Origin of the sequence: Lysinibacillus antri (assembly GCF_003977595.1) — a bacterium.
Taxonomy (GTDB): Bacteria; Bacillota; Bacilli; order Bacillales_A; family Planococcaceae; genus Ureibacillus; species Ureibacillus antri.
On the sequence record NZ_RYYR01000011.1, the window covers coordinates 75,938 to 102,119 of the forward strand.

Here is a 26,182-nt window from a genome sequence, read left to right on the forward strand (position 1 = left end):
AAGACCTTCTGCGTAGGGATGAAAAGACTTTCATGGTACCACCCTAGTTCGTAGCATAAGCTACCTCGCGAATAGTGAGAATTATCTATTTCCATTAAACATTTCAAATAGTAAGAAAATTTAATGTGTAAAAATAGATACACTATTCATTAATAACGAGCATCTCGAAATTGCCCGGAGCTATCTAATGGCATAAAGCGTTTAATAGCTCACTCCGGGGCGATGTCGGATATAGTTGTATCGTCGGCTTCCAGCAATGCCGACTCTCTGGTAGATACAAGACTCTATATCCTTTTACCCCATCATCGAATTAATATATTTAAATGTTTACTATAATGTTTATATGTTCATTATAACATTTTTAAACCATTTAGTGAATAATAATTATATTTTCATTACGCCGCCTTTTGAAGCGTTTGTAACAAGTTTAGAATATCTTGCTAACCAACCTTTTTTGATTTTTGGTTCAAATGGTTGTAAGTTTTGTCGGCGTTCGTTTAGTACTTCTTCCGATACATCAAGATTAATTGTACGATTTGGTAAGTCGATTACAATAACATCATCATTTTCAATTAATGCAATTGGACCGCCTTCTGCAGCTTCTGGTGAGATATGTCCAATTGAAATACCTCGAGAAGCGCCGCTGAAACGACCATCTGTGATTAATGCAACCTTTGTACCTAAACCGCGTCCCATAATGGCAGAAGTTGGTGCTAGCATTTCTGGCATACCAGGCCCACCTTTTGGACCTTCGTAGCGAATCACTACAACGTGACCTTCTTTAACAGTGCCATTATCGATTGCTGTTTGAGCTTCGTCTTGTGAGTTGAAGACAATTGCTTTTCCTTCAAATACTTGAATGGAAGGATCAACTGCACCAACTTTAATGACAGAGCCTTCAGGTGCGATATTTCCGAATAATACGGATAAACCACCTACAGCACTATACGGATTATCTTTTGTTCGAATAACTTGATCATTTGTAATTTCAAAATCCTTAACAAGGTCTCGCATCGTTTTACCTGCAACAGTAATTCGATCAGGATGAATCGCTCCTGGAATTTTTGTAAGTTCGTTGATAATGGAGCTTACTCCACCGGCTTTATTAATATCATCCATTGAGACATCAGAAGCTGGCATAATTTTTGCTAAGTAAGGAACGCGAGCCGCGACTTTGTTAATGTCTTCTAAGTTATACTCGATTTCCGCTTCATTTGCAATAGCTAAAGTATGAAGCACTGTGTTTGTTGAACCACCCATTGCCATATCAAGAGCAAATGCATCATCAATTGCTTCTTTTGTGATAATGTCGCGTGGTTTAATGTCTTCTTTAATCATACGAACTAAATGTTTTGCAGCTTCACGGATTAATTCATGGCGTTGTTCACTAGTAGCAACGATTGTTCCGTTACCTGGTAAAGCAACTCCTAACATTTCCATTAAGCAGTTCATTGAATTCGCTGTAAACATACCAGAACAAGATCCACAAGTTGGACAAGCGTTATTTTCTATATCTAATAGTTCTTCAGCAGACATATTACCTGATTTGTGAGCACCAACACCTTCAAAAACAGATGTTAATGATAATTGTTTTCCATTAGATGAAGTTCCTGCTTCCATTGGACCACCTGACACGAAGATGGAAGGTACGTTTGTACGTACAGCTGCCATTAACATCCCTGGCGTAATTTTATCGCAGTTTGGAATATAAAAGACACCATCAAACCAGTGTGCATTAATAACTGTTTCAGCAGAATCTGCAATTAACTCGCGACTTGGTAACGAATAACGCATACCAATATGACCCATCGCAATTCCATCATCAACACCAATCGTATTGAATTCGAATGGGATACCGCCTGCTTCAATAATCGCTTCCTTCACAACATCTGCAAATTCTCTTAAATGCACATGCCCAGGAATGATATCGATATACGAGTTACATACACCGATAAATGGTTTTCCTAAATCCTTTGCTTTCACTTTACCCGTAGCATATAAAAGACTACGGTGAGGAGCACGATCAACTCCTACTTTAATCATATCACTTCTCATAATTGAAACGCCCCTCAGTTCTACTATGTTACTAATATGTTAGTAGATAATAATACATAATTTACAATCACTGTTCTTCATATTCGAGGTAACGTGATTTTGTTCGTTTGAAGTAACGAACTTTTTAAATTGTTGTCATCATAGTACAAAAAGTGCGTCTTCGTCAACACTGTTTTTTTAATTATTTGCACAATTTAAAAAACTTATCCTCGTTGAAATCGTTATTTTCCTCGAAAATGCTCCTAATTTTCTGTTTCAAATGATTTTTTAGAAAATTTCTCATATTCATATTTGTTTTAAGTTCTTTTATTTTTACATAAAAAAAGTCTAGCAATATGCCAGACTTTTAATTTATCAAATTAGATTATTTAATAAAAATAAGATCCATTGAGAGGTTTAAGAGGATAATAGAATGTAAAAATGCAAAAATAACTGCTTGTCGATTTAATCTTTTCATAACCTTTTTATCCATAAAAACCACCCCATCAAATTAATTTTTTAATATGTGTCAATTATATGACAATTTAACGAAAAACGCAAAAGATTTTGAAAATTTTGTGAAATTTATTTTCAAATCGAATCAATGAATTGTTTCCACGAAAATGCACATATTACTTCTGAAAGTACAACAATATTTTTTGTGTTTGTTGTAAAAGCATATACACCAAAAAAGGAGTGAGAAAGAATGATGAGCTTCATATGGTTTTTAATTATCGGTGGTATATTAGGTTGGTTAGCAGGTGTCATTATAGGTAGAGACGTACCTGGAGGAATTATCGGTAATATTATTGCCGGGATTGTAGGTTCTTGGATTGGTAGTGCAGTATTGGGAAATTGGGGTTGGCAAGTATCAGACTTTTACGTATTCCCTGCCCTACTAGGAGCGATTGTATTAATCTTTATTGTTAGCCTAGTCATGCGCTCAATGAAAAAAAGAACGACTTAATAAGAAAAGCGGAAAGGCGCTCGCCCAGCTCTGAAAACAACTGGAGGGGCTGGCAAAAGGGTGCTCTTTGCCTTTGCAGACAGCAGCGAAGTTGTCAAAGAGCTAGCGCCTGAAGCTAGACATAGAAAAGCGGAGGCGGCTCGTTAAGCTAGGCTCCAAAAAAAGAAATCAACTTTACCTTTATACTGGTTAGTTGATTTCTTTATTTTTTGCAAGGACTAGCTGTTCAAGTTCATTACTAACTTCTTCGTAGAGATGATAATAATAAAGAATATCTTCTACATATTGTTCACTATGATTGTAGTTATAAATTGCCTTTTTAAAATTCCCTTCTGCTACACCAGCCTGTGCCAAATAATTGGCTGCACTAAAAATCGCATCTTCTATGTTGAAAGGATCTGCAATGCCATCTTGATTCGCATCAACGCCATATCCCCCATACTTTTGAATGGTTTTTGGGTCTGTTTTCTCCGCTTCTGTAATTTCTCCCGTCCCTAAATCACTGCATGTCGGGTGATCCCAACCAACAAAGGTACAGGGCATAAATTGCATATGACCTTCTGCTCCAACTGGGGATACTAATGTTTTCATTGTTGAAAACCTTGTTTCGATTCGATGATGCGCGGCAAGTAACGTCCATGGAACGCCATATTCCTTTTCGGCTGAAAGATAAATTGGAATATATTCTTCTGGGATTTGCAAATCAAAGTCTCCTTGTATGGCATCCATCTCGTTATGTACTAGTCCATTAATAAATGGGATACTTCTCAACTCCTCCCACGCTAAAAATGCAAGGGCATAAATTGTAATCGATGCGGGGATCAATAAAATAATTAATACTAGTTTTACACCAGGGCTTATAAGAGGTTTTTTTGATTTTGACATACACACTCCACCTACTTGAATACGAATAGAACTTTTGTGTCATTTGTTAAATTAGTTGAATGGAATTATAGAAACTCATTTAGTACCAATCTATACTAAATTAGTATTATACATCAAGGAGTGAGAATAAATGTGGAAAGATTTTAAAGAGTTTGCGATGAAAGGAAACGTATTAGACCTAGCCATTGCCGTTGTAATTGGTGGTGCCTTTGGGAAAATTGTTACATCATTAGTTACAAATATAATTATGCCCCTTGTAGGAATGTTAACTGGCGGTATTGATTTAACAAAAAGTTTTGCCTATGGTCCAGAAGATAGTTTAAAAATAGGTGTTTTTATTCAATCGATCGTTGATTTCCTAATTATTTCTTTTTCTATATTCATGGCATTACGTTTATTATCAAAATTAAACCGTAAAAAGAAAGAAGAGGCCGCACCAGAACCTGCCCCTCAAGTTGATCCAAAAGAAGAACTACTTAAAGAAATTCGTGATTTATTGAAAAAAGAGCAATCCTAATTCGAAAGTGTTTAATCAGTTTGCATTTGATTAGGCACTTTTTTTCATTTTTCCTACTGTTTTAATCATCTTAATTGGTAATTTATAAATATTCACTCCAATGGTGTTGTTTTCACAATATTAACATGTTAAATTGTATAAATAATAAAATCAATTATCTTCATTTAGAGATACTATCTTGAGATGAGAAATGATTTCAGATTATTCTTTCATATAATGGAGAATTATTAAATTTGCAAATACACAACTTTAGAAGAAAGAGTGAGAACATTGACAAAATCGATTGAAACAAAGCTAGTTCAATTAGGTAATTTAAGTGATCCGAAAACAGGTGCAGTAAATCCGCCAATTTATATGTCGACAGCTTATAAACATGCGGGGATCGGGCAATCTACAGGGTATGATTATACACGCACTAAAAACCCTACACGTGAAATTTTAGAAAATGGTATTGCGGATTTAGAAAATGGGGATGCAGGTTTTGCTTGTAGTTCTGGTATGGCAGCGATTCAATTAGTTCTATCGTTATTTAAACCAGGCGATGAAATCATTTTACCGGATGATGTATATGGTGGTACTTATCGTTTGCTAAAAACGTTTAGCGAATCTTATAACATTAAACCAGTTTATTTCTCTCAAGTAGAAGAAATTGATGGATTAATAAATGACAACACGAAGGCCATCATTTTAGAAACACCGACAAACCCATTAATGATTGAATTTGATTTAGATCAATTTAATGAGATTTGTAAAAAACACAATTTACTTTACATTGTAGACAATACGTTCTATACACCATATTTCCAACGTCCAATCGAGCACGGTGCAGACATCGTACTTCATAGTGCAACGAAATATATTGCTGGGCACAATGATGTATTAGCTGGACTAGTTATTGCAAAAGGCCAAGAATTATGTGAAAAGCTCGCTTTTAATCATAACGGAATGGGATTAGTTCTTTCCCCGATGGATAGTTGGTTAGTGATTCGTGGCTTGAAAACAATGCACGTTCGATTAAAACAACATGATGCCAATGCGAAGAAAGTTGCAGCGTATTTAGAAAGTGAACCATTAGTGGCAGATGTGCTTTATACGGGTAAAGGTGGTATGTTATCTTTTAAAGTAAAATCGCCTGAAATGGTTAACCCATTTTTACAAAGAATGCAATTGATTACGTTTGCTGAAAGTTTAGGTGGTGTGGAAAGTTTTATTACTTACCCAGCTACGCAAACACATGCGGATATTCCTTATGAAGAACGTGTGGCAAGAGGTGTAGACGATTGTTTACTACGCTTCTCAGTAGGTGTAGAGGAAGCAGAAGATATTATTGCAGATTTAAAGCAAGTGTTTGATCAACTTCGAAACGAATTTTAATCGTGACAGGCGTCTCAGAAAATTGAGACGCCTGTTTTTCACGTAGATAACAGTAGCTATCCGCGCAACGATATGATATTACTTGTCGTTTACTTAAGATAAATGATGTTTTCTTAGTGATGATCTGGTTCAGAAATTTCGCTTAAAGCTTCTCCAGCTTCATTCACGAAGATATTTTCTTTCGCTAAGTCCCCTATTGCACAAATACCTACGATTTCTCCATTTTGAACTACTGGAATACGTCGAATTTGATGTTGTGCCATGATTCGTGCACATTCATGAACATCTGTATTCGCATCACATGTAACGACATCTGTTGTCATACAATCATGACAATGTACTTTATTACTATCTTTACCGTCTGCAACACAGTTAATCACGATATCACGGTCTGTAATAATCCCTACTACTTTTTTCCCTTCACAAACAGGTACAGATCCACAATCTACATCACGCATTATTTTTGCCGCTTGAGTTAGTGAATCGTGTGGTGTACACACTTGAATATTTGTCGACATAATTTGAGATACAGTTTTCATGTTGTTTCCTCCTTCAAATTTTCATCTATTTTATTGTTGCTAATTTAAAGGATTTTATGCAAAATAAAAAAACTACTCATCAGTATAAGATAACTGACGAGTAGTTTGACATTGTTATTTTTCTAAACGTTCTTTGATTAATGCTTCCATATCCATCGCTATTGTTTCAAATGGAACGCCATCTTTCGTTTCTGAATAGCCTGTATAATTTTTCACTGCAACGCCTTTTTCATCAACTATGTAGAAAGTTGAAGCATGAAGTACTTGGTCTCCTTCTGCAGGCATTCTTACTAACGTCTTAAAAGAATTCAAACCAAATTGTTCAATCCATTTTTGATCATAGCCTGTAACGAAATGCCATTTGGATTCATCAGGTATCGAGTAATGACTTAAATATTGTTTTAAAACTTCAGGTGAATCATTTGCTGGGTCAACTGAGAAACCGACAATATTATAATCTTCCACGCCAAGCTTTTTTAATTCTTCTTGAATCATCGTCATATTGAATGTCATTGGCTGACAAATCGTTGTACAATTTGTGAAAATAAACATTGCTAGCCATGGTTTGCCTTTTAAGCTTTCTAGTGTCACCGTTTCACCGTTATGATCCGTAACTTCAAAATCAGCAATTGTATATTCAGTATCGGCTTTAAATTTATAATTACTACAAGCACCTAGTATTGTAGCGATTACGAGCATTCCAACAAGGCTGAGTAATCTCTTTTTCAATATCTATTCAACTCCCTCTATTTCTTCTATCATCTTATCGAAATATGGTAAATTGTACAACTATTCAAAATGACACTTATGAAACAATATTGTGAAGTTCGATTTCACATTTCCCCTACCTTCAATAAAGCAATCGGTCTCTAAACGGTACATTGAAGCACATAAATAACTTTTTTCAATATAAAAAGAGACTTTAATAGTGAAAACTTTTTTTGTTCCTTTTATAATAAGTACTAGTGAAGATAATGAGGTGAACGTTTTGGGTCAGTTAGATGGTTGGTTTGTTTGGTTTATTTTATTTTGGGTTGTTGTACTGGTTTCTCTAATGGGGATTGGTGGATTCTTCATGTTCCGCAAGTTTTTAAAGGCATTACCAAAACAAGATGGTAAGTCTGATTTGGATTGGCAAAATTATTATTTAGATAAAACTGTTCATTTGTGGGGCAATGATGAAAAGGAATTATTAAATGAACTCGTTAGCCCTGTACCGGACCTTTTTAGACAAGTAGCAAAGGAAAAAATTGCAGGGAAAATTGGAGAGCTTGCTTTGAAGGAACGTGCCAAAGCCATTTCAAATGATTTAATCATTAGAGGTTACATTCAAGCAACACCAAAGCGCGATCATAAATTTTTAAGAAAAAAACTTGATGAAATGCGTATTGATGTAGCGCCATACGAGCACTTTTTTGATTAAACCTTACATAAAAAGGGACCTTCTCCAATGCGAGAGGTCCCTTTTCACTTACATAACTAATTGTGTTTTTTTCAATTTCTTATATTGGACAAACATTGCTAATCGCCATGGCCAAATCATCGAAAAGGCTAACGTCCAGAACATTCCTGCTAGTTCGCCTACATCAAAGGCATCTGACATTAAAACCTTTGCAAGAACACGAATAATGAGAAGTCCGGCTAAAATGAAGAAAAATGCCTTCGATCTTTTCATGTAAATATCATGATCTCGAACTTCGAATTTGGATGTAGCAATTAATACGGTCGAGAATATGATCCCCACTGCTGCTGCTTCTAATATTTGTATCGGTGTGATGTGAAACTCCTCGAAAAGAAACATAAAACCACCAGTAGACATTGCAAATGGAGGTATGAGGATTTTTTTAGCGTTTACGGGTTTTCTTTGTGAGCGTACACGCATGAACATGACAAACGTCCCCATAAATAAAGCCATTACGGTCGAACCGATAATTAAATAATGAGAAGGTATATTGGCAAACATAGATTTTCCCTCCTCTATAATTTGTACACTATAACAAAATAACGTATTGATAATACCTCATTTATTAAATAATTTCCATAGAAAGAGTAATAGAAAATAAAAAATCCTACCTATTTATTGATTACATGCAGGTAGGATTTTGTTGAACTATTAATGTTCGAATAAGCCTAAAATATTATTTACAACCATTTTTAATTGATTTTGTTCAAAAGGCTTTGTAATAAAGTCTTTCGCACCAGCTTCAATTGCATCAACAATGATTCGTTGTTGTCCAAGTGCTGTAATCATAATAATATTGGCATCGGGGAACTCCGGAATTATTTCTTTTACTGCATCTAAACCTGACATAACAGGCATCGTAATATCCATCGTTACAAGATCGGGTTGATGCTCTCTGTATAGTTCCACTGCCTCTCTCCCATTGGCTGCTTCCCCTACTACATCAAATCCCCACTCTCTAAACATATTACCAACTGCAACTCGCATAAAAAGTGCATCATCTACTATTAATACTGAAGGCATCGATCATTCCCCTTTTAAATTGCATCTATGTTGAATAAAAATTCTAATTAAAAGCCCATAAACCCACCGAAGATTGGTAATAAAGCACGCGTGATAAATTCTAAACCATTAAAGAATAATAGAATACCCACTGCGATCATAATATATCCACCAATTTTAACAATTTTCTGGCTATTCTTGCGTATCCATCCTAATTTTGAAATAAAGAATGATAGAACAAAGAATGGTATTGCAAAACCAAAATAATAGGCAAGCATATACCCCATGCCCGATTCAGGATTTGTGCCAGCAAGTAAAATAATAGAGGCTAAAATTGGTCCTGTACACGGTGTCCATCCTGCAGCAAATGCAATTCCGATTAATAATGATCCGAAATAGCCGGATGGTCTGTTTTTAAATTGAATTTTACGATCTTTCATTAAGAAATCAATTTGTAGTAGACCAACAATCATTAAACCAAAAATGACAATTAAAATAGCTCCAATTTGTCGAAGTAAGTCTTGATAACTAAGGAAAAATTCTTTTGCTATAGAGGCACTGAAACCAATTGCAATAAAAATGATAGAAAAACCAAGTAAGAAAAATAACGTATGTAAAATTGCACGTTTTTGAAGCATTCCTTTATCATTTTTAAGATCATCATAACTCATTCCAGTAATATAGGATAAAAATGCTGGATAGAGCGGAAGTGTACAAGGCGAAATAAAACTTAAGAAACCTGCACCAAAAGCTAAAAAGACATTAATATCAGTATTCATTATTGTGTGTAGCTCCTTAAAATTAATGTCTTAATCGTACCAAATTTTTAATAAGAATGTATAAGTTTGACTTGTGAACGTTTCTTGACAAATATGTGTGTTCTTTATGAAATCAATCACAAACCCCCAAATTTATACTCTTTTAAAAATACCATACTAAAATAATTATATGTAGGAAAATGATTGGTATGCTATTGATTGGTAAAAATCAACTAAGTAAATAGGATTCCTCTCTACCGAAACGCAAATTCCAAACGGGTTCAAATCGGTTAATAATCGCATTTTTTACTTGTTTCATTTCTTCCACATCATTGATCGGACAAATTTTAAAATATATTTTTGAGGAAGAAAATGCCTCTGTAATTTTTGCATTGATATGACAATGTGTGGCTGTTCCATCTTTAAAGCAGCTTTTTGGTGATATGTTTCCGATATGTTGGTTAAACCGTAATTTAAAAGAATTCGCACACCCTCCAGCAAAAACGAGCTCGTCATTTACGACAATCGTATAAACTCCTGTTTTCGTTAAAAGCGAATCATTGCCCTTTACAGAAAAGTGCGAATAAGTTAAGTCTCCGTAGTTATTAAGAAATTGTTTGTAAAATGAGTCCCCTTTACTTTTTAATGCAAACAAAACATCCCCAGCAGGTAGATCTAAATATTGTTCATATCTACCATGAAATTGACTTTTTAACCCTTCATAACGCCGATGAATAAGCAATTCTCTCATCGATTTTTTATCGAAGTTGGCGAAAGTATTCTTAATCCCCGTTTTAAGAATATCAATTTCCATTCGATGAAAATGAAACTCTCGATCCCCTATTTTTACATACATACATACTCCCCCTTGTATTGTGTAAGTAAATTGTTGGAACTTTACTATATGTATTTTTATACATATATCTATATATTCTACAAAAACTATTAATTCCCTTTTTAAGAAAAGGAAATTGCTACAAACATTACACTTTTGCTACTTCATGTTGTAAATTATGTTGTTTTCTCGACTCAAAGATTGTTGAAATGGTAAATAAAAGAATCGCGATCCAAATAATACTGAAGGACATAAAATCAGTTTTTGTAAAAGGTTCTTTGTATAGTAGAATACCAAGTAATAAAACCGTTGTTGGTGTAAAGTATTGTATAAAACCTATAACATATTGTGGTAAAAGTTTTGCTCCTTTTGCAAATAATACAAGAGGAATGGCTGTGACTACCCCCCCTAACATTAAAAAGAGGTCCGTTTGCCAATCAATATGTAAAAATGACATATTATCAGTTAACATAATATAAATATAGTAGACTAGTGCAAAAGGTAATATGAATAAAGTTTCGATGGCTAAACCCCTTGTTGCATTAATAGCAATCTTTTTCTTTAACGCACCGTAAATTGCAAAACTTAATGCTATACCAAGGGCAATCCACGGAATTTCCCCATAACCAATTGATAAAACGATTACCCCTAATAAAGCAACACATACTGCAAAGATTTGAGCTTTTGACAATCGTTCTTTAAAGAAAAACATACCAAAGACAACTGTAATTAAAGGATTAATATAATATCCTAAACTAGCTTCTATTAAATGATCATTGTTCACCGCAAATATGTACAAAAACCAATTGCATGATATGACAAAGGAAGCTGCTAAAAGTGACCAAAACATTTTTTTATTATGCCATAATGTTTTGACATCTTCGAATAATAGTTTTCTTTGTTTAATTACTAAAATAAAAATAGTCGTAAACACAAAGGACCAAATGACACGGCTAAGTAAGATTTCCATACTATCAACATGGACTAATAGTTTCCAATAGAGAGGAAAAACACCCCATATACCATAGGCAGCAAAAGCGTAAAGGATGCCCTTTTTATCAATTTGCACTTCAAACACTTCCCTTTCTGATGTTACTTGTATACTTGCGCTATATAAAATCTATTATTGGCAGGATGTTTCATTAGACCCCTGAGTAGAAGGTCCCCCCACTTAACATTTTTATATCCTTTAATTGAGCGATAAGCCCATTATAGTTCTCGGATTATTTGAAGTAAATGTATTTTTGCTTGGAATTAATATATTAAAAAAACGTAACCAAAAAGCGGATACGTTTTTTTAGAATGATAACCAAAACCGTCATCATTAAGATTTTAGATTATCGTTATTCTACAATACCATTTTGCAATAAATACATTTTGTGATAGAGGCCTTTTTGCACTAGTAGCTGTTGGTGATTGCCTCGTTCAATAATTTTCCCTTGATGAAGTACCAATATTTGCTCTGCATCTTGGATTGTAGAAAGACGGTGCGCAATGGCAATAGTTGTACGCCCTTTCCGCATTTTCTCTAATGAGCCTTGAATCGCGACTTCAGTTTCTGTGTCAATGGAAGCGGTTGCCTCATCTAATACAAGAATTTTGGGATTCGTTGCAATGGTCCGCGCAAATGCGATGAGCTGACGTTGACCACTTGAAAGAGTGGAACCCCTTTCTGTCACGTTTTGTTGATAGCCGTTTGGTAGCTGTTCAATATATTGATTAACTTGAACAAACTTTGCTGCAGCACGTACATCTTCATCCGTTAGACTTTGATCGTGTAAACGGATGTTACTTTCAATCGTACCGTAAAATAAAAATGGATCTTGTAGGACGAGACCTAATTTTTTCCGGAGTTCATTTTTGCTATACGACTTAATTGACGTGCCATCGATTAATATATCCCCTTGTTCAAACTCATAAAATCGCATTAATAAATTGATAATGGAGCTTTTGCCACTACCCGTATGCCCAACAAGTGCCACCGTTTCACCAGGCTTTACCGTAAAGGATATATCTTTTAACACGTCTACTTTTCCATCATAACTAAAGGTTACCTGTTTAAACTCAATGAACCCATTTGAAATGTGCGCATTTGTTTCCTGTTGCCTCGGTTCCAACTCTTCATGATCTAATAATGTGAACACACGCGATGCTGCCACAAGTGCTTGTTGAAAAATGGCTAACCGTTCCATCACTTGGTTAATTGGCTCAAAGAAACGATTAATATAGGTAATAAATACATAAATTACCCCTACTTCAATGGACGTGCTAAAGGAAGTGATGCCAAAATAGGTTAACAATAAAATGATTGCAACAAAATAGATGAGATCAATAACAGGTCTTAACAATGTACTGTTTAATTTTGTATTGTCCATCATCGCACGGTAATGTTGTTGGTTGATTTCATTAAATTCATCATGAAAGCGTTGTTCTTGTCGAAACGCTTGAACGATGACCATACCTGACAAACCTTCCGCCAGTTTTGCATTGAGTTCACTTAGCTTTTCCCGCATCGTTAAATAGACGACGGAACTAAGTTTACGATAATAATAAATGACGATGAAAATGAGTGGTAAAACAATCAAGACAAACATCGCCAACAGTGGGTTTAACAAGAACATAGCAATATACATCCCAATAATTAAAAAGCCCGCTTGCACAAAGGAGCTCAAAACTGAAACGAATAAATCTTTGATCGCCTCTGTATCATTGGTTGCGCGGGACACAATGGATCCAGCCGGTGTATTATCAAAATAACGCATGCCTAATCGATGAATTTTTGTAAATGCATCGATTCGAAGTTGTTGAATGACCTTCAGTGCGATTTCTTGAAATTTAATGAGTTGTATATAAGAAAGAATTACATTGATGAATTGTATAAAAATATAGGTTACAGCCAGTGTTAGGATTGGTTTTGTATCAAAATTTCCAATAGCTACATGCTCGTCTAGAAAGATTTTAATGAGAAATGGTCCGATAATATCCCCAATGACCGTTAGAATAAGTAATGCCAATGCAACGAATACAGCTTTTTTATGTGGCTTTAAGTAAGTTAATAGCCTAATCAGTATTGTCGTTTGTGCTTTATTTGAAAAGGTTGGTTGATTATTCATCACAGTATCCTCCCTTTTCCACTAATTTTTCTAACTGTTGTAATTGATACATTTCATAGTACTTTCCTTTTTTAGCCATGAGCTCTTCATGGGTCCCCTTTTCAACAATGGTCCCTTCATGTAAAACAATGATCAGGTCGGCGTGTTCAATCGCACTTAATCGATGGGATGTAATAATTGTTGTAGCGTGTTGCCGTTCTGCTTTCAACGAGGTAATAATCGCTTCTTCTGTTTTCGCATCAACGGCAGATAAGGAATCATCTAATATGAGCAATTCTGGGTTTAATAGCAAAGCCCGTGCAATCGAAATCCGTTGTTTTTGTCCCCCAGATAAGGAGACCCCTCTTTCCCCCACGATCGTTTCGTAGCCATCTGGAAATCGTAAAATATCTTCATGAATGTGTGCGATTTTCGCAGCACGTTCAACCTTTTCTTTCTCCACAGTCGGGTTAATAAAGGCAATATTAGAAAAAATCGTTGTAGAAAATAAAAAGTGATCCTGTGGTACATAGCCAAATGCTTCTTTGAGTCGCTCTTTTTTATACGCATCAATTTTATGTGAGCCGAAATGAATCGTCCCGTCATAGCCTTCATATTCCCGCATTAACAATTTCAAAAGAGTCGTTTTGCCAGAACCGGTTTTCCCTACAATGCCAAGGGTCTCTCCACGTTTTAATTCAAAGTGGATATGTTTTAAAGCGCTTACTTGCTCACCTGGGAATGTAAAATTTTCTAGTTCGAAACGAATATCTCCTTTTGGCTGTTGATCGATGGCATCTGGTTTATCTTGTATGTCCATCGGTACACCGAGCAGCTCTTCAATACGATCATAAGAAGCGGACCCGCGCTCGAGTATGTTAAACAACATTCCAAAGGCAAGCATGGGCCAAACAAGCAAACCTAAGTAAGTATTAAAGGCAATTAAATCACCAATCGTCATCGTTCCATCGACAATAAATTTAGCGCCAAATGCAAGACTAAGCAAAAAACTAATGCCTACGATGAGACTAATCGTTGGATCAAATAATGAATCTACCTTTGCTACTTGCATATTCTTTTCAACGACGGAATTCGAAAGAGATTTAAACTCTTCTATATCTTCTTTTTGCTGACCAAATGTTTTGATCACTTTTATTCCTGAAATACTTTCTTGGGTTTTATCATTTAAATCCGAAAACGCTGCTTGTGCAACGCCAAAACGCTTATGCAATAGTTTTCCGTAATAACTCGTAGAAAGCGCCATAAAGGGCATCGGAATCAATGCAATGAGAGTAAGACGCCAATCGATTGTAAATGCCATGGCTAAAATGACAAATCCACCTGTTGCAATGGAATCAAAAAGAGTGAGTATTCCAACCCCGGCAATTTGTTGAACAGCGGAAATATCGTTGGTCGCATGTGCCATTAAATCGCCTACTCTACGGCTCTGGTAAAAGGACGGACTCAATTTCGTAAAGTGTGAAAAAAGTTTTTCCCTTAACGTTTTGGCCAAATAATTTGATGATCCAAAGATTAATAACCGCCAATAAAATCGTAAAAGATACATGAATAGTGCAACTAAGACAAGAATGGTCATCCATTTTACTAACGATGCTGGCGTTAGATGTTTCGCAGCAATTTCATCAATTATATACCCAATAATTTTAGGAGGAAGTAAATTTAAAATGGCGACAAATGTAAGCATAATTAGTCCAATGATATATTCTTTCTTCTTCTCGATAAAAAACCATTTCAATTTAAAAAATACTTTCAAAAGTTCACCTTCTTCTCTTCTCTATGAAAATATGATTATTCCTTCGATTCTAGAAATATTTATCTTATAAAATAAACCATTTTATCTAAAATTCAAAATAAAAGTCTACCAAAAGACAAAGTAGTTTTTGGTAGACGTTAACTTTATTAAAAATTAATGACAGAGGGTAAGTCATTTTGGAACATTTTATGGGCATCTGTACTTCTTTCAAGTACGACCATTGCCTCTACATTTGGTTTTGTATAAATGATGGGATAATCTTTCTCTCCATTGTTTTCATTTGGTTTAAAAGGGAGTATTTCTCCATGAATTGAAAACTCCCCTCGCACCCCGGCTTTATTGCCACGCGCATCTAATCGAATCCAACGATTTAAAGATGGCAGGAACACTGCATTTAGCGCGTGTAGTACATAGAAGTTGTCCTTATTTCGATCAATAAGCAAACGCTGATAACAAAAACCTGTTGGAATCATTTGAGATCGTAAAAGAGATGCAAGTAAATTTGCTTTAGCAAAACAGACGCCTTCTCCATATTTGAGCACGTCGGATGCTTTGCAAGGAACATATTGACTCTCAATATCTAATGATTGCAAAATAGTATCTCTGACAAATTCATAGGCAATTTTCACTTTTTCTACATCGGCTTGTCCTTCTGAAAATAATACGTTTGTTTTTTGTCGAATGCTTTCGTGGGAAAAATTAACAACAGGAAGTTCAGTTAAATAGTCTCCTAAATCAATTGATTCAGCAACTAAATTCATCATAACCACCCCCGAACAAATAAATAGTTACATCTATTATACATTTAAAGTAAATCTATTAGCTAGTATTATAATTTTAAATATTTGAATTTTTAGAAATATAACTTATTTGAATGAAATATGTAGAATCCCTGTGAAATATAAGAGCAAACAAAAAACTGGAGAAGAGATGTCCATGCTACTCTCTTCCCCAGTTTAATGAATGATTTTAAGTTGTTACTTTTAATACAGTTTTAATTTTTTGAATAAGTCCACCGCTACTATAAGTTAACACACTACGTTTGTAGAAGGATAAACTTAACAGATAACATGCCACAACGCTTAAAATTAGGACAAGGAATGATAAAATTGGTTCAATAGCGGAAATATCTGTTGCACCAATTCGCATGGGCATCACCATACCAGATGTCAATGGGATATAAGAAAAGATCTTAATTAATAACGTATCTGGATTGCCTATTCCCGATAACATCACATAGAATCCGATTAATGGAATCATAATGGCTGGTGTCATTACTTGGGAAGCCTCTTCTGGTTTAGATACAAGGGAACCAAATAAGGCGCCAATAATTAAATATAAGAATATCGTTAAAACTAAAAATCCGAGTACATAAAGAACATACGTTATGGATAGTTCGTCAATAACGGACTGCACCATTGTCCATTTTGCTCCGTCGTCTGTAAAAACAACATACGCAATCAGCACACCAAAAATAATCGCCATTTGTGTAAGAGCTAATAAAAATACACCAAATATTTTGGATTGAAGATGGGTACTCGGTTTCACACTAACAAGTAACATTTCCAAAGCACGAGAGCCTTTTTCAGTTGCTACATCTGTTGTAATCATCGATAGGAAGGCCATGATGAAAAAGTAAATGACAATCCCAGCTAAGTAGGATACCCACATCCCTGCTTGCTTTTCATCTTCACTTTTCCCGCCTGCGATCGTTTCATTTAAATTGGTCATCGTTACATTTGGTGTTGAGTTTAAAATCCGATCTGCATCTTGAGCAGACAAATTAAGATTTCCAATTCCATAAATTTTCCCTGCATATTGAATGAGAGATGAAATGGTTGATTGATCATTTAATTTTAGTGGTGTATACGTTGCAATATCCGCGCTTAAATTTTCATTTTCTTCTGCGATCAGTACAACAGCATCTAAATTGCCCTCTTTTACATTTGCATGTAAGGTTTCAATGGATTCTGTTGGGAAACTAAAATTGACATCATCGGTTGAATTGAAAATAGACTCTAAATCAACCGTCGTTTCGTTTACAACGGCAACTTCTAACGCATCCTCTTCATTTACAAAAATTGCTTTAATATCAGACCAAAACATAAATACGGTAATGGCAGCGACATAGAGTAAGGTCATTAAAATGAACGATTTTGAGCGCAGTTTTTGGAAATACAGTTGTTTTAGTAATATAGAGAACTTACGCATGTTCGCCACCTACCTTCTCTTTGAAAATTTCATCTAATGATAAATAATCTAAACTGAATTTTTCAATATAACTGCCATTTGAAACAACTTCAAAGATTGGTTTTGCAAAGCTCTCATCCATTAATGTTAAAACATATTCATCCCGAACTTTTTTCACTTCTTTTACGCCAGCCATTTTCGCAAGGTCTTCTTGGTGTACATCGGTACGAATGGTAAGTTTCGTTTTCCCGTATTGTTTCTTTAAGTCTAGTAAACTACCTGAGAATAAAGAGACACCCCGCTTTAAAATACATAAATGATCACACAATTCTTCGACGTTATCCATTTGGTGACTCGAGAATAAAATGGTCATCCCTTTTTCTTTTAAAAATAGAATGGCATTTTTTAATAAATCTCGATTGACTGGATCTAGTCCGCTAAAAGGTTCATCTAAAATGAGAAATTTCGGTTGGTGTATGAAACTAGCAATTAATTGGACTTTTTGTTGGTTTCCTTTCGATAACGTTTCGGCTTTATCGTTTCGCTTTTCTTCTAAGTCGAAACGGTTCATCCAAAAATCAATTTCCTTTTTTAGCTCTGTCCGATCCATACCGCGCAAATGTCCGAAAAAATATAGTTGCTCCTCTACTTTCATTTGAGGGAAGATACCGCGCTCTTCCGGTAAGTACCCAAGCCAATCCCGATTAATTTTTTTAATCGGTGTTCCCTCCCAGGTGATGGACCCTGCAGTTTGATCTTGTAAATCTAAAATCATACGGAAGGTTGTCGTTTTACCAGCACCATTTTGACCAATTAATCCAAATATTTCCCCCGTGCCAATAGTGAAATTTAAATCGTTCACTGCTGTAAAGTCTTTATATTTCTTCACAACATGTTGTAATTGAAGTGTCAATTCCATAACTCCTTTCTTGTTGGTGCCTGATACACAAACAATTCGGAGTAGTCAGAATCATTTCTGTACCAGTCACTTTTGATTTATAAAAGAATGAACGGTTTGGATTGTTTTTTCGATTTCTTCTTGAAAGATTTCATTTTTCGTAAAAAAGCTATGGATTAGTCCTTTTGCCATTAATTGTTCCACATAGACGCCAGAACTTTTCAAGTAATCCCCATAAGCAATCCCTTCATCTCGTAACACATCATTTTCTGCCACAATAATGAGTGCAGCAGGTAATCCTGTCACATCTTTTGCTTTCAATGGTGCAACATAAGGATTATTTTTTTGTGAGTCCTCTTCTAAATAATAGTTTCCAAACCATTCCATATCTTTTTTGTTCAAACCATACCCTTCCGCAAACTCATAGTAGGAAGGTGAATCATATGTTAGTTCCGTCACTGGATACAATAAAATTTGTGAAGCAATGGTTGGGCCATTTGCTTGTTTCGCTTGTAATGTGACAACCGTCGCTAAATTTGCACCAGCGCTGTCTCCCATTACGGAGATTTTCTCTGGAATGCCATGAATCGCTTGGATATTTTTAGTTACCCATAAAAATACATCATAGGCATCATACATCGGAATGGGAAATTTATATTCTGGCGCTAAACGATAGTCCACTGATACAACAATCGAATTCGTCATAGAAGCAAGCATCTGGCAAGAAGCATCACTCGTTTCAATACTATTGAGTACCCACCCTCCGCCATGATAATAAATAATGACTGGAAATGGTCCCTCTCCTATTGGTCTGTATAGTCGGATTTTGATTTGTTCCCCATCTCGAACCGTTATCCATTGATCCGTAATCGTGGATAGATTAACGTTCGTTGGTAAATTTACTTTTTTTGCTGTTGCACGTAGTTTTCGCACTTCTGCTGGTGTCATTGTATGTAAAGGTGGTTGTTGGTTAAAGGTTTGCAAATATTGTTGTGCTTTCAATAATAGATTTGGCAATGCCATCACGTCCTTTTATCTCGCATTATCGGTTAATATCTTGATTTCCTATATATTTAGTATGAATTAATACTAACTGTTTCACTAGGAATTATCAACCCATCTGATAAAAAAATGCAAGATTTCCCTTTTGACGTATGTAGTGACATCACTTTGATCAACATGTGCAACCATAAATGGCCAATAGCGAATTTTGTTTTTAAAACCACCAATAATGCGAACTTACTAAAATGAAGAATGGGACAAAGGTGTATTTCCGTACAAAATTACTATAGGCATCTAACATTTTTCTCTATTAACAATCCAACTTTTCTCTCTTTTCCTTTCGTTAGTAGGTATTTAACCAGTTGAAAAACTTGTTATGACATAAGTTATTCATGTAAGTACTATTTTAAAAAAGGAGGAGAATTTATTATGCGTAATAGAAATTGCGGTTGTGGCAGAAAAACAGTACATTGTTGTCCGCCAAACATTCATCCAACTCGAGTTGCACCAGCACGAGTATCCCCAACACAAGAAGTGGTGAAAACAAATATCTTTAATACAGTCGTTCCCCACTACCATCCAGTACACACTAGAACAGTAAATCGCCATTACACACATCATCAACACTACTTCCCACAAACTCAATCCGTTGAAAATGAGTATTTCGAAAATCAAAGAAATTGTGGTACGCCAGAAAACCCAAATCCAAACTGTTTCCCTGTACGTAGAAGATTTGGTTTCTAATATAGTGTTTTAGTACGCCCTGCTTTCTCCAACAACTGCTGGAGAAAGCAGGCTCTTTTATTACATACGTTTTAACTTTTCATATTCCAATTGAAGGGCTTCAATGCGTTTTCTACCTTCATCACGATTGCGAATTGTTTCGGCTTGAATTTGTTTTGTTTCTTCAATTCCTGCCATAATCGTTTGCCATGTTTTTTCAATTGTTTCGATTTTGATGCTTGGACTACCAGCAGATCGTGCAATATTCACACTGTTTTGGCGAATGTTTTCGGCATTTCGAACAAGCATTTCATTTGTGCGCTTATCCAATTCATTCATGGAGTCCGCCACTAGTTTTTGGCGTTGTATTGTCACTGCATGAATAAGACCTTGCTTAAAAATAGGGATCGTTGTTACAAAGGCTGAATTAATTTTCCCGATTAAGTGATTGTTTCCTTGTTGAATCATTCGAATTTGTGGTGCAGCTTGGAAAGAAACTTGCTGCGCCATTTCTAAATCGTAGCGACGTTGCTCTAACAGTTCCATTGTACGGCGTAGTGTTTCAAGTTCCATTATGGCCTCTTGATCCCCTTCGTTCGCACGTTGATCTAATAGGGGCAGTTGTGGTCGAAGTTGGTCAAGCTTTACTTCAATGGCTGCTACATGTTCACTTAAACTCTGGAAGTAATGTAAGTTTTGGTCATACATTTGTTCTAATTCTATTGTATTTTTTTTCATTTCAAGTTCGTACTTTGTAATTTCATTGTAAATCGCATCGACTTCTTTATTCATTGTGTCGTACTTAGATAAAATCTTTTCTAACTGTTCCTTCCCTTTACTAAACAAACGCTTTAGAAGACCTGCCTTTTTCTCTTCTTTAAAGTCTTGTGGGTCAAAACGGTCCATAATTTTATTCAGGTTATTAATTAGTTCACTAGATTTTTCAAGCTTACTTGTACGAATGGAAGAAAGCATTCGATCAGAAAACTTTGAGATTGCCGTTGCCGTTTCTTTTCCGAATTCGAGGACAGCAATTTGATTTTTATAGTCAATTTTTTCTGCAAGAGCTACTACTTGAGGTTCTTCTTTTAAAGCAAGTTGACGTTTTTTAATTTGGGACATTTCTTCTTGCGATACGAGTTGAACTGGTTGTGGGATTGGTTCCATCACTTCATTTACAGGTTCATATTTTTTTGCATCTAAATCTTCAAATAATGGATTTGTTTGTTCAGACATAAAAAATCCTCCAATTTCTCTATATACTAAAATATCTTTTTTTCATTTACAGATTGACCAAATTGCATCTATACAAAACATACGAATACGTGCCATAAAAAGTTTCATTTCTCTAGTAATATTTCGTTTTTTATAAAACAATTGCGGCACTATTGTTGTGATGTTGCTCAAGTTGGGTTAACTACTATGAACATTTATTTCGACATGATCGGACAAACTCCCTTTCCCAAAAAGAAAATCCTGCTTCTTAAGGAAACAGGATTAATATTTTTAGAGAGCATCGCCTGAGCCACCATCAATATTTACGGATGTTCCAGTGACATAGGATGCGGCATCAGAAACTAAAAATGTGATGACATTGGCTGCTTCATGCGTTTCACCAATGCGTCCAAGAGGAATGGTTTTCCCAATCTCTTTCGAATAGTCTTCCCAAGAATCGTTTGGCATTGCTCGTTGCCAGCGTTCTTCAATTTGCCCGCTTCGAATTAAGCCGATACAAACCGCATTGACACGAATGTTGTACTTGCCTAAATCTTTACTCATTGCTTTTGTCAAAGTAAGCCCTGCTGAACGACTTACCGTTGTTGGCAAGCTTGACTCAGGTGGTGTTTTCGCTAGAACGGCTGATAGATTTAAGATAGCTCCACCTTTTTGTTCTTTCATATAAGGTAGTGCAAACTTTGAACAATGAATGGCACCGAAAAGCTTTAAACTTAAATCGGTATGCCATAATGCTGTATCAACATCTTCAAAAGAGTTCGCAGAGGAAGTTCCTGCATTATTAACTAAAATGTTTATTTTCCCAAAATGCGCTATGGTTTCATCGATGAGACGTTTGCAATCTTCCTCTTTTGAAACGTCTGCTGCCACCGTTAATACTTCTTCCCCTGTTTCGTTCTTGATCCATTCTTTTGCTTCCTTTAATGTCTCTTCATGACGAGCTGCAATGGCAACTTGTGCGCCTTCTTTTACTAATTGAAGTGCAGTGTAAAGGCCGATTCCTTTGCTTGCTCCTGTAATAATTGCTACTTTCCCTTTTAGTCCTAAATCCATATGAGACAACCCCTTTTGTTACCATACTAGTAAGATTATACAAAATACTTGTGTGCTGTGTGTAGATTATTCATTTTTATCGATATTGGAGGCGTTTTTCAGTAAACGATTTGATAAAAATAAGCCGATTCCACCAATTGACATAAATAAAACGGCACGAATTAATAAATTTAATGATGCTAAATCAAAGAAGATGAGTTTAAAAATCGCAATCGCTAGAACAATATAGCCCAAAGTGCGGACGATTCTATAATTACGGAGCGTACTCAACCAAAGAGAGATAGATGCAGTCGCAAAAAGTAAAATGGTTTTGCTCGCAACGGTCATGAGATGATCAAATAAATAATCATACTCAAGTTGTGTAAGAAACGCGTATAGGACCACCATGGTAGCTACAATGCCAACTGTCATTAACCCATCGATATTAAGCTTTAAATGGCGAATCCACTTTTCATATAAGCGCCCTTCCATAACGATATCTGCGAGGATGGCAATGATAATAGCGGCATAAACCAATCGAACGAAAAGATTCATCCAGCGATCAAATCCAAAGACGGTATGGACTGGTAATAAATTGATCGTTATTAAAGTAAAGGCAAAAATTAACGCATAGCGCAACAGCTGACCAATATAACGCTCTGGAGTAAAAAATGATACGAGCATGACAATCGATAACAACAAAATAGCTACATAAGGATATTGAGCGCTTGATACATATGCATAATCCAATTTTATTATATAAATGAAGAAATACAACACGATTACGATTGGGAAAAAATCATTGATAAAAGATAACTTCATAGCCACTTTGTCTACCGTCTTCCGCCTTACATAAGTCCATATACTAACGAGATAGATGAAAATCAACACATAAGTCAAATGTTCAATGCGCCAAAATGGTTCAACATCATTCACGATTAATTGAAGGAAAATGATGAGCGTAAATAATATGCTATAAGAGATTTTCATCAACATTGCACCAAGTCGAATGCCAAGCATGATCCCTATGAAGGCGCTAAACGGTAATAAAAGTTGATCGATATCATCCGGGATGAACCTGATAACCATTAAAACATTAAACAAGGTTAGAAAAGCAATCGTCCCAACAACATCCACGATTCGAGACAGTTGTTGTTTATAAGTTAAGTACGCAACGCTACCAAAAATAAGCATGAATACTAAAAGTGGCAGTTCAATTTCATCTGATATGGCATTCATCATAAAAATGGTTAAACCACTTAAGCTAAATAAAAGCCCTTCATGGAATGTTTTTAATTTATTTGTTTGATCATATAAGCGGAACCAACTAAAAAGTAATATAACGTTCAGTAGGACATGTGCATATACATAAAGGTGATCATCTTGATGGTTTAATCCCCAAATGACCTGTACGGCTGAAATGGAAAAAAAGTACGCGATATAATTGGCCACTTTTTGGACATGTTTGATGAAAACGAGTTGCATCACCCCATAAACAAGGACAACATAAAGTACAATTACGACTCCATTGAAATCCATATATTCTAATAAATAAGGTAACAACAATGAAGTGAAAATGACGAAAACAGATAGCACTTCATTTTTCTTTAAGAACGAAATGGCTATTCCGTATGCAATGTATAGAAGAGCTAATAGGAGTGCTATCGATAAGCTCAGTACATCATACAAAATAGCCCCCGCTGCCGTCGTTAAAATACCGATTATGAAGGCGCCTCCATATAAGACAACGGTTAATACTTGAGAAATATCTTTTTTCCGTTTATCCATCGCCAGCGCAATACCAATCAAGCTAATGGATAATGCGTAAGCAAGGAGGATTTTGATCGTATTTGAAAATAAGCCATAGTCACTAATTAGTTTTAATCCCCATAAAACACCAAGAACAAGGATCACCATGAACACTTTTGGTAACGCCCACATAACCCTTTCCTCAAAACTACGCTGCGCACGCGGATTTTGTTGCTTTGCTTCTTGATTTGGTGTAGGAGGAGTAGATGGTTGTTTCACTGGTTGCGGCGTTTTTGATTGAGCAGCAGCTTTATTTAACTTAACGAGCGGATTTTCAAGCTCTTCTTTCAGTTGTGGTAGGTCTTTTTTGACTGGTTGGGGTACTACTTGGTTAATCCCCTTTAATTCATTTAACTCTAAACGGAGAGCGCGCACTTCTCGTTCTAGATGAGCAATCCGTTTTTCGGTTTCATTGTCCATGTATCGAAACCCCTTTATATTGTAATGAATTTCTATATTTTCATTATATCCAAAATGTAATAGTTCATGGTCCTTATTTGTCTATTGCTATCTTCTTTGGAAATGGAGAGGAATAAAAAATAAAAATGCCCTGGAAGTATGTCTACCTCCAAGGCATTGTAGTTATTAGATTATTTGAAGTAGTGAGCACCAACGATAATTAGTAGAATGAATAGTACTACGATTAATACAAAATCAGAGTTTCCTTTACCATACCCACCATAAGAATTGCAACCCATATCTTATTCCTCCTTTAATGAAGATACCCTAATTTATGAAAGTTCCGCCAATGGATTAGGGACAAATGCCGGAGTTTTTATATTTTTCAATAAAAAATTAAATGCTCACCTTAGATCAACTAAGATGAGCACTTATCACATATGAATTAGCAGTAGTGTTTACCGCCGCCGCCATTGAAGCCATACGTTGCACCGATGATGATTAATAGAATGAATAATACTACAAGTAAAGCAAAACCATTACCGTTACCGTAACCACCAGCTCCACCTACATTACCACAGTAGCCCATTGACTGTACCCCCTTTCGAACATAACTCTAACTTATGAAGATTTTTACATCTTACCTATGACATTTGTGGAGTTTTTTTAGAAGAAAATTTATTTTGTATTAAGCTGTGATTCGTTCAATTGCTTACTCCTAGTACTATTAAATGCCATCGATTGAAGTTGGAGGGGGACATTCGTTTAGTAAATGAGAAAAAGCAACACTGTAATTAGCGTTGCTCCATTGAAAATTCAAATTTCGTATCAAATTGAAATTGCCCTTTCTCATACGTTCTTTCAATAAATGTTATTGAATTGTCATGGTTGATAAGCAGGACCGTCGATGTTCTTGTTCCGTAATTCGGAAGTTTGATGAATAACGATGACAGCTGTCGTTCTAGTTCTAATCCAACTCCCGTGTTTGGTAAGTCTTTATCCGGTGCGATGGTTTGATCTGAGAGGAGATTAAATAAAGGCTCGGCATCTATTTCACCCTGATTTTGTTCAACCAATTGTTGCAAATGGTTTGTTCCTTTTACCACTTTTGGCCACGGTGTATTCAATGAATAATTACTAAGACTGTGGGTACCTGGTGAAATTTTGTTTACTTCGTCTAATCGGTTGTTGTAATGATGAAACTGTTGCCCATCATATAGAAGCACATTATAGCCACCATATGATTCTCGTTTAGTTTGTAACTCCTCAATAAATTGTAAGGTCGTCTTGTTTCCAGTTAAAAATTGAGTAACTATCTCCCCCCGTGATTTTGGTCTTGGCGGTTCACTTGGGTCCCGGAAATTGGTAATTGCTGCAAACTTTCCATTTTTTGAAACGCCTAACCACGTCCCCATCTGTAAAAGGTCTCTTCCAGCTAAAATCATTGGCTCATCATCCCAAAAATGTGCTTGTTTTGATGGACGTCCGTATTCTTCGTCTCTGTTCGCTACAACGATTAATTTATAATTTGGATGATCGGCATAATGAAAATTAATAAGACACATATCGTTTTTCCCCTTATATTAAAATCAATACTTATTATATTATTAACTTTTTTCATATTAAAAGCATGAGAAATCCTTTTTATTAATGT

General features: G+C 35.6%; 26 protein-coding genes. 5 read left to right on the forward strand and 21 right to left on the reverse strand.

The genetic code is table 11. The features are described from left to right. Positions 1-384: 384 nt before the first annotated feature. The gene (gene ilvD / locus EK386_RS10040; protein WP_126659030.1) at positions 385-2,055 is read right to left on the reverse strand and encodes a dihydroxy-acid dehydratase; all 1,671 of its coding nucleotides are present in this window, start codon (positions 2,053-2,055) and stop codon (positions 385-387) included. Positions 2,056-2,740: 685 nt separating this feature from the next. Here ilvD and EK386_RS10045 point away from each other — a divergent pair. After that, complete coding sequence (locus tag EK386_RS10045) at positions 2,741-3,001, forward strand: GlsB/YeaQ/YmgE family stress response membrane protein (protein WP_126659031.1); 261 nt, start codon at positions 2,741-2,743, stop codon at positions 2,999-3,001. A 189-nt stretch (positions 3,002-3,190) separates the two neighbouring features. On the opposite strand, the gene EK386_RS10050 is transcribed toward EK386_RS10045, so the two are convergent. Next, positions 3,191-3,892 carry a lytic transglycosylase domain-containing protein gene (locus EK386_RS10050; protein WP_126659032.1) on the reverse strand — a complete coding sequence of 234 codons (702 nt, stop codon included), beginning with the start codon at positions 3,890-3,892 and terminating at the stop codon, positions 3,191-3,193. A gap of 124 nt (positions 3,893-4,016) precedes the next feature. Here EK386_RS10050 and mscL point away from each other — a divergent pair, with 124 nt between their 5' ends. After that, on the forward strand, positions 4,017-4,403 hold the full coding sequence (mscL, locus tag EK386_RS10055; protein ID WP_126659033.1) for a large conductance mechanosensitive channel protein MscL: 387 nt from the start codon (positions 4,017-4,019) through the stop codon (positions 4,401-4,403). Positions 4,404-4,673: 270 nt separating this feature from the next. Then, on the forward strand, positions 4,674-5,777 hold the full coding sequence (locus EK386_RS10060) for a methionine biosynthesis PLP-dependent protein (RefSeq protein ID WP_126659034.1): 1,104 nt from the start codon (positions 4,674-4,676) through the stop codon (positions 5,775-5,777). A 113-nt stretch (positions 5,778-5,890) separates the two neighbouring features. Here EK386_RS10060 and EK386_RS10065 read toward each other — a convergent pair whose 3' ends face one another. Together EK386_RS10065 and EK386_RS10070 are read right to left on the reverse strand one after the other, a co-directional pair. Then, positions 5,891-6,316: a CBS domain-containing protein gene (locus EK386_RS10065; protein WP_126659035.1), complete on the reverse strand. Its 426-nt coding sequence runs from the start codon at positions 6,314-6,316 to the stop codon at positions 5,891-5,893. A gap of 114 nt (positions 6,317-6,430) precedes the next feature. Next, complete coding sequence (locus tag EK386_RS10070; protein WP_126659036.1) at positions 6,431-7,045, reverse strand: SCO family protein; 615 nt, start codon at positions 7,043-7,045, stop codon at positions 6,431-6,433. A 259-nt stretch (positions 7,046-7,304) separates the two neighbouring features. Between EK386_RS10070 and EK386_RS10075 the strand changes: the two genes are divergently transcribed. Next, the gene (locus tag EK386_RS10075; protein ID WP_126659037.1) at positions 7,305-7,739 is read left to right on the forward strand and encodes a DUF2621 domain-containing protein; all 435 of its coding nucleotides are present in this window, start codon (positions 7,305-7,307) and stop codon (positions 7,737-7,739) included. 48 nt (positions 7,740-7,787) lie between these two features. Here EK386_RS10075 and EK386_RS10080 read toward each other — a convergent pair whose 3' ends face one another. The 11 genes from EK386_RS10080 to EK386_RS10130 all read right to left on the reverse strand — a co-directional run bounded on the left by EK386_RS10080 (position 7,788) and on the right by EK386_RS10130 (position 19,344). After that, entirely contained in the window at positions 7,788-8,279 is a 492-nt protein-coding gene (locus EK386_RS10080; protein WP_126659038.1) for a CcdC family protein, read from the reverse strand. Positions 8,280-8,429: 150 nt separating this feature from the next. Beyond that, on the reverse strand, positions 8,430-8,801 hold the full coding sequence (locus EK386_RS10085; RefSeq protein WP_126659039.1) for a response regulator: 372 nt from the start codon (positions 8,799-8,801) through the stop codon (positions 8,430-8,432). A gap of 47 nt (positions 8,802-8,848) precedes the next feature. Next, a complete protein-coding gene (locus tag EK386_RS10090) occupies positions 8,849-9,559 on the reverse strand; it encodes a cytochrome c biogenesis CcdA family protein (protein WP_126659040.1) in 711 nt (236 codons plus the stop codon). 208 nt (positions 9,560-9,767) lie between these two features. Beyond that, positions 9,768-10,394: a GIY-YIG nuclease family protein gene (locus EK386_RS10095; RefSeq protein WP_126659041.1), complete on the reverse strand. Its 627-nt coding sequence runs from the start codon at positions 10,392-10,394 to the stop codon at positions 9,768-9,770. A gap of 127 nt (positions 10,395-10,521) precedes the next feature. After that, complete coding sequence (gene rarD / locus EK386_RS10100; protein ID WP_126659042.1) at positions 10,522-11,442, reverse strand: EamA family transporter RarD; 921 nt, start codon at positions 11,440-11,442, stop codon at positions 10,522-10,524. Positions 11,443-11,716: 274 nt separating this feature from the next. Then, on the reverse strand, positions 11,717-13,486 hold the full coding sequence (locus tag EK386_RS10105) for an ABC transporter ATP-binding protein (protein WP_126659043.1): 1,770 nt from the start codon (positions 13,484-13,486) through the stop codon (positions 11,717-11,719). Further along, on the reverse strand, positions 13,479-15,239 hold the full coding sequence (locus tag EK386_RS10110; RefSeq protein ID WP_126659044.1) for an ABC transporter ATP-binding protein: 1,761 nt from the start codon (positions 15,237-15,239) through the stop codon (positions 13,479-13,481). Before EK386_RS10110 ends, EK386_RS10105 begins: the two co-directional genes overlap by 8 nt. A 146-nt stretch (positions 15,240-15,385) precedes the next feature. Beyond that, complete coding sequence (locus EK386_RS10115) at positions 15,386-16,000, reverse strand: transglutaminase-like domain-containing protein (RefSeq protein WP_126659106.1); 615 nt, start codon at positions 15,998-16,000, stop codon at positions 15,386-15,388. A gap of 208 nt (positions 16,001-16,208) precedes the next feature. Then, the gene (locus tag EK386_RS10120) at positions 16,209-17,450 is read right to left on the reverse strand and encodes an ABC transporter permease (RefSeq protein WP_126659045.1); all 1,242 of its coding nucleotides are present in this window, start codon (positions 17,448-17,450) and stop codon (positions 16,209-16,211) included. Beyond that, positions 17,443-18,342: an ABC transporter ATP-binding protein gene (locus tag EK386_RS10125; RefSeq protein WP_126659046.1), complete on the reverse strand. Its 900-nt coding sequence runs from the start codon at positions 18,340-18,342 to the stop codon at positions 17,443-17,445. Before EK386_RS10125 ends, EK386_RS10120 begins: the two co-directional genes overlap by 8 nt. 72 nt (positions 18,343-18,414) lie before the next feature. Then, positions 18,415-19,344 carry an alpha/beta hydrolase gene (locus tag EK386_RS10130; RefSeq protein WP_246027640.1) on the reverse strand — a complete coding sequence of 310 codons (930 nt, stop codon included), beginning with the start codon at positions 19,342-19,344 and terminating at the stop codon, positions 18,415-18,417. A gap of 414 nt (positions 19,345-19,758) precedes the next feature. Between EK386_RS10130 and EK386_RS10135 the strand changes: the two genes are divergently transcribed. Next, positions 19,759-20,073: a CotD family spore coat protein gene (locus EK386_RS10135; protein ID WP_126659047.1), complete on the forward strand. Its 315-nt coding sequence runs from the start codon at positions 19,759-19,761 to the stop codon at positions 20,071-20,073. Between the two features lie 60 nt (positions 20,074-20,133). Here EK386_RS10135 and EK386_RS10140 read toward each other — a convergent pair whose 3' ends face one another. The 6 genes from EK386_RS10140 to EK386_RS10165 form a co-directional block, all read right to left on the reverse strand. Further along, positions 20,134-21,288: a toxic anion resistance protein gene (locus EK386_RS10140; RefSeq protein WP_126659048.1), complete on the reverse strand. Its 1,155-nt coding sequence runs from the start codon at positions 21,286-21,288 to the stop codon at positions 20,134-20,136. 270 nt (positions 21,289-21,558) lie between these two features. After that, the gene (locus EK386_RS10145; RefSeq protein ID WP_126659049.1) at positions 21,559-22,341 is read right to left on the reverse strand and encodes an SDR family NAD(P)-dependent oxidoreductase; all 783 of its coding nucleotides are present in this window, start codon (positions 22,339-22,341) and stop codon (positions 21,559-21,561) included. Positions 22,342-22,407: 66 nt separating this feature from the next. Further along, positions 22,408-24,549, reverse strand: coding sequence for a DUF2339 domain-containing protein (locus EK386_RS10150; protein ID WP_126659050.1), 2,142 nt, complete (start codon positions 24,547-24,549; stop codon positions 22,408-22,410). Between the two features lie 170 nt (positions 24,550-24,719). Further along, positions 24,720-24,827 (reverse strand): YjcZ family sporulation protein, encoded by a 108-nt coding sequence (locus EK386_RS10155; protein WP_126659051.1) that lies wholly within the window; start codon positions 24,825-24,827, stop codon positions 24,720-24,722. A 146-nt stretch (positions 24,828-24,973) separates the two neighbouring features. Beyond that, complete coding sequence (locus tag EK386_RS10160; RefSeq protein ID WP_126659052.1) at positions 24,974-25,117, reverse strand: YjcZ family sporulation protein; 144 nt, start codon at positions 25,115-25,117, stop codon at positions 24,974-24,976. 205 nt (positions 25,118-25,322) lie between these two features. Then, positions 25,323-26,093 (reverse strand): NRDE family protein, encoded by a 771-nt coding sequence (locus EK386_RS10165; RefSeq protein WP_126659053.1) that lies wholly within the window; start codon positions 26,091-26,093, stop codon positions 25,323-25,325. Between the last annotated feature and the right edge of the window lie 89 nt (positions 26,094-26,182).